Source organism: Roseiarcus sp., assembly GCF_049514155.1.
Lineage (GTDB): Bacteria > Pseudomonadota > Alphaproteobacteria > Rhizobiales > Beijerinckiaceae > Roseiarcus.
The window spans coordinates 1-4,803 of sequence record NZ_JBEKVH010000219.1; the positions used below are offsets into that span (position 1 = coordinate 1).

At 68.5% G+C, this 4,803-nt stretch carries 5 protein-coding genes; 1 reads left to right on the plus strand and 4 read right to left on the minus strand.

Annotated elements, in window-relative coordinates; all coding sequences use genetic code 11:
- The 3 genes from ABSF49_RS20105 to ABSF49_RS20115 all read right to left on the minus strand — a co-directional run.
- A partial coding sequence (locus ABSF49_RS20105; protein ID WP_424114412.1) for a hypothetical protein occupies nucleotides 1-198 on the minus strand: 198 nt, incomplete at its 3' end.
- Between the two features lie 55 nt (nucleotides 199-253).
- Nucleotides 254-1,414 carry a CaiB/BaiF CoA transferase family protein gene (locus ABSF49_RS20110; protein WP_424114413.1) on the minus strand — a complete coding sequence of 387 codons (1,161 nt, stop codon included), beginning with the start codon at nucleotides 1,412-1,414 and terminating at the stop codon, nucleotides 254-256.
- A gap of 15 nt (nucleotides 1,415-1,429) precedes the next feature.
- Nucleotides 1,430-2,620 carry an acyl-CoA dehydrogenase gene (locus ABSF49_RS20115; protein WP_424114414.1) on the minus strand — a complete coding sequence of 397 codons (1,191 nt, stop codon included), beginning with the start codon at nucleotides 2,618-2,620 and terminating at the stop codon, nucleotides 1,430-1,432.
- A gap of 228 nt (nucleotides 2,621-2,848) precedes the next feature.
- On the opposite strand from ABSF49_RS20115, the gene ABSF49_RS20120 reads away from it, so the two are divergent.
- Nucleotides 2,849-4,510, plus strand: coding sequence for a lysine--tRNA ligase (locus ABSF49_RS20120; RefSeq protein ID WP_424114415.1), 1,662 nt, complete (start codon nucleotides 2,849-2,851; stop codon nucleotides 4,508-4,510).
- 12 nt (nucleotides 4,511-4,522) lie between these two features.
- Here the strand turns inward: ABSF49_RS20120 and ABSF49_RS20125 are convergent.
- Nucleotides 4,523-4,803 (minus strand): Clp protease/crotonase-like domain-containing protein (locus ABSF49_RS20125; protein ID WP_490363333.1); only part of this gene is annotated, 281 nt, incomplete at its 5' end.

The window sequence follows — 4,803 nt, forward strand, 5'->3', positions numbered from 1 at the left end:
TGATCGGCACGAATCAGCATTGTTCATTGTTTGCTTGGCGGAGCGAAAGCGCCGCTTGCGTCCGATGCTTCCACCCCTGGCGGTCGTCTCTTCGCCGAGCCGATAGGCGTTGGTCGTCAGCAAGCGGTGCGACAAGACGACCGGCGTCACGCCGGTGTTGACCAGGGCAAAGGCGCCGGCGCCGTTGGTCGCCTTCATCACGCCAGGCGGGAAACAAGCCTGGCCGACGGTCGCCGTCTGCCGCGGGAATTCTCTAGCGCGTCGCGTCGACGCCGTTCGCTTCGCCGAGGCGCGGGCTCGGGCGATCGGAGGCCATCCGCACGCCGTCGATGACGATCGGCGAGGCGATTCCGGCAACGCGCGCGCCGTCGTCGCCGACGAGATCGAGCCTCAGGCCGCGATGGACGACCTGCGGATCGGCGAACACGTCGGCGATGCGGTTGATCGGCCCCGCCGGCACGCCGGCCGCTTCGAGCTTCGCCAGCAGCTCGGCGCGGGCGAGGGCGGAGAGAAAGGGCGCCAGCGCGGATGCGAGGCGGGCGCGGTTGGCGACGCGCAGCGGGTTGGTCGCAAAATCCGGCTCGGCGCCGGCCGCCTCGGCGCCGATCGCGCGACAGAGGCCGCCAAACTGCCGGTCGTTGCCGACCGCGACGATGACATGGCCATCGGCGACGGCGAACACCTGGTAGGGCGCGATGTTGGGGTGGGCGTTGCCGAGCCGGCTCGGCGAGCGGCCGGAGACGAGATAGTTCATCGCCTGGTTGGCGAGCATGGCGACGGCGCAGTCCATCAGCGCCATGTCGATATGCGCGCCGATGCCGTCGCGGTCGCGCCGTCTCAGCGCGGCGAGGATCGCGGTCGAGGCGTAGACGCCGGTGAAGAGATCGACCACCGCGACGCCGACTTTCTGCGGCTCGCGCTCCGGCTCGCCGGTGATGTCCATCAGGCCGCTCATGCCCTGGATGATGTAGTCGTAGCCGGCCCGCTCGGCGTAGGGGCCGTCCTGGCCGAAGCCGGAGATCGAGCAATAGACGAGGCGCGGAAAAGCGGCGCGCAGGCTGTCGGCGTCGAGGCCGAATTTCGTCAGGCCGCCGACCTTGAAATTCTCGATCACCACGTCGCATGCGCCGGCGAGACGGCGGATCGTCGCGCGGCCGTTGTCGCTTTCGAAATCGACCGCGAGCGAGCGCTTGCCGCGGTTGCAGCCATGGTAATAGGCCGAGCCCCAGGCGCCGCCCTTGGCGTCGGCGACGAACGGCGGGCCCCAGGCGCGGGTGTCGTCGCCGACTTCCGGCCGCTCGACCTTGATCACCTCGGCGCCGAGATCGGCGAGCAATTGGCCGCACCACGGCCCGGCGAGAATGCGCGCGAGCTCCAGCACGCGCACGCCCGCCAGCGGCTTTTCCGTCGCCATCTTAAGCCCGCCCTTTCAGAAGAACGCCTGCAGGCCGGTCATCGCCCGGCCGAGGATCAGCGCGTGGACGTCGTGCGTGCCCTCGTAGGTGTTGACCGTCTCGAGGTTCTGCAGGTGGCGCATGACGTGGTACTCGCCATGGATGCCGTTGCCGCCAAGCATGTCGCGCGCCAACCGCGCGACGTCGAGCGCCTTGCCGCAGTTGTTGCGCTTGATCAGCGAGATCATCTCCGGCGCGGCCTTGCCTTGGTCGAACAGCCGCCCGACCCGCAAGGCCGCCTGCAGGCCGAGCGCGATCTCGGTCTGCATGTCGGCGAGCTTTTTCTGGAACAATTGGGTCTGGGCGAGCGGCCGGCCGAACTGCTTGCGGTCGAGCCCGTACTGGCGCGCGCGCGTAAGACAATCCTCGGCGGCGCCCATCGCGCCCCAGGCGATGCCGTAGCGGGCGCGGTTGAGGCAGCCGAACGGGCCCTTCAGCCCGGCGACGCCGGGCAGCAGCGCGTCCTCGCCGACCTCGACATTGTCGAGCACGATCTCGCCGGTGACCGAGGCGCGCAGCGACAGCTTGCCCTCGATCTTCGGCGCCGAAAGGCCGCCCAGGCCCTTTTCCAGCACGAAGCCCTTGATTGCGCCATCGTGCGCGTCCGACTTCGCCCAGACGATGAAGACGTCGGCGATCGGCGCGTTGGAGATCCACATCTTCGCGCCATGGAGGCGATAGCCGCCTTCGACCGCCTCGGCCCGCGTGCGCATCGCGCCGGGGTCGGAGCCGGCGTCGGCCTCGGTGAGGCCGAAGCAGCCGATCGCTTCGCCGCGCGCGAGCTTGGGCAGGTATTTGCGTTTCTGCGCTTCCGTTCCGTAGGCGTGGATCGGATGCATGACCAGCGACGACTGCACGCTCATCATCGAGCGATAGCCGCTGTCGACCCGCTCGACTTCGCGGGCGATGAGGCCGTAGGCGACGTAGGAAGCGCCGGCGCCGCCGTATTCTTCCGGGATGGTCGCGCCGAGCAGGCCGAGCGCGCCCATCTCGGCGAAGATCGCCGGATCGCTCTTCTCCTTGGCGTAGGCCTCGATCGCGCGCGGCAGCAGCTTGTCCTGGGCGTAGTCGCGCGCCGTCGTCCTGATCAGCGTCTCCTCCTCGGAGAGCTGGTCGGCGAAACGGAACGGATCGTCCCAAAGGAAGGCGGATTTCGCATCAGCCATGACTTCGAAGCTCCCTGGCCAAGCCGGCGGCGGCTGTCCTGCCCAGACCCGTCATAAGGCGCAACGCCGCGGCTTGGCCAGCGCCGCTTTGGTCGCGCAGCCCCGCCGCGACGGACCGGCGCCCGGACGACCAGACGAATTCGCGGCTTAATGATTGACTTGGCTCGCCGCTTTCCTACTTTGCGCGGCTCGCGCCCTGGCGCGCCCGCTGAGGGAAGGTTCTGGTTGATGTCGCAAGCAGCCCTGCGCGAGACCGCTGAGGTCTCCAAGGCCTGGCCGTTCGAAGAGGCGCGCAAGCTGATCGCGCGGATTGAGCGCACCGGCCAGAAAAGCGTGCTGTTCGAGACCGGCTACGGGCCGTCGGGGCTGCCGCATATCGGCACCTTCGGCGAAGTCGCGCGCACGACCATGGTGCGCCACGCCTTCCGGGTCCTGACCGACGATAAGATCGAGACGCGGCTGGTCGCCTTCTCCGACGACATGGATGGTTTGCGCAAGACGCCCGACAACATCCCCAACCGCGAACTGATCCAGGCCAACCTCGGCAAGCCGCTCACCGAAGTGCCGGACCCGTTCGGCGAATACGACAGCTTCGCCGCCCACAACAATGCGCGGCTCAGGGGCTTCCTCGACAGCTTCGGCTTCGACTACGAGTTCGCCTCCTCGACCGCCTATTACAAGTCCGGCCGCTTCGACGCCGCGCTGCTGCACATGCTCAAGCGCTTCGACGCCGTGCAGCAGATCATGCTGCCCTCTCTGCGAGAGGAACGCGCGGCGACCTATTCGCCGTTCCTGCCCATTCATCCGCGAACCCGGATCGTCATGCAGGCGCCGCTGATCGGCCTCGACGCTGAAAAAGGGACGATTCGCTGGCGCGATCCGGCGACCGACGAAGAGTTCGAGACGCCGGTCACCGGCGGCCATTGCAAGCTGCAATGGAAGCCCGACTGGGCGATGCGCTGGTACGCGCTCGGCGTCGACTACGAGATGGCGGGCAAGGACCTGATCGACTCGGTCAAGCTGTCGTCGCAGATCGTGCGCGCGCTCGGCGCGACGCCGCCGGACGGCTTCAATTACGAGCTGTTCCTCGACGAGAAGGGGCAGAAGATCTCCAAGTCGAAGGGCAACGGCCTGACGATCGACGAATGGCTGACCTACGCCAGCCCGGAGAGCCTGTCGCTGTTCATGTTCCAGAAGCCGAGCGCGGCGAAGCGGCTCTATTTCGACGTCATCCCGCGCACGGTCGACGATTATCTCGGCTTCCTCGAAACCTACCCCCACCAGGAATGGCGGGAACGGCTCGGCAACCCGGTCTGGCACATCCATTCCGGCGCGCCGCCGGCCGCCGAGACGCTCGAGCATGGGGCCGACGGACAGACGACCGTCTCTTTCGCCATGCTGCTCAACCTCGCCGCGGTCGCCAACAGCGACAATCCGGCGGTGCTATGGGGCTTTCTGCGCCGCTACGCGCCAAGCGCGACGCCTCAGACCCACCCGCGCCTCGACAAGCTCGTCCATTACGCGGTCGCCTATTTCCGCGACTTCGTCGCGCCGAAGAAGCGCTATCGCCCCGCCGACGCGGTCGAACGCGACGCGCTGCAGGCGGTGTCGGCCAAGCTCGCCGCGCTGCGGCCGCAAACCACCGCCGAGGACATCCAGCACGCGCTCTACGACATCGCGCGGCCGATCCCGCGCTACCAGGACCTCGACGCCAAGGGCGCGACGCCGGAGCGGCCGGGCGTGTCGAGCGCGTTTTTCGCCATGCTCTACGCCGTGCTGCTCGGCGAGGAGCGCGGGCCGCGCTTCGGTTCGTTCGTCGCGCTCTACGGGATCGACGAGACGCGCACGCTGATCGCCAAGGCGCTGGCCGGCGCGCTTGTCGCGGCGTGAGTCGCGGCGTGGCTAGCCCTTGGACCGCTTCATGAACGCCGTGAACGCGACTTGCGCCTCCGGCGACTTCAGCGCGGCGGCGAACAGCCTCACCTCTTCGTCCATGCGCGCGAGCACGGCGGCTTCGTCGCCGCGAAGAAGGCGGCGGGCGGCGAGCAGCGCCTGGCGCGGCTTGGCGGCGAGCGCCTTGGCCTTGGCGAGCGCGTGGGCGTGCAGCGAGGCGGCGTCGACGATGGCGTTGATGAGGCCGCCGGCGCGAGCCGCCTCGGCGTCGAACGGCTCGCCGAGCAGCA

What these genes read in the sequence shown, in the direction of transcription:
- ABSF49_RS20120 (WP_424114415.1), top strand. Translation starts at nt 2,849, where the DNA reads ATGTCGCAAGCAGCCCTGCGCGAGACCGCTGAGGTCTCCAAGGCCTGG.
- ABSF49_RS20110 (WP_424114413.1), bottom strand. Translation starts at nt 1,414, where the DNA reads ATGGCGACGGAAAAGCCGCTGGCGGGCGTGCGCGTGCTGGAGCTCGCG.
- ABSF49_RS20115 (WP_424114414.1), bottom strand. Translation starts at nt 2,620, where the DNA reads ATGGCTGATGCGAAATCCGCCTTCCTTTGGGACGATCCGTTCCGTTTC.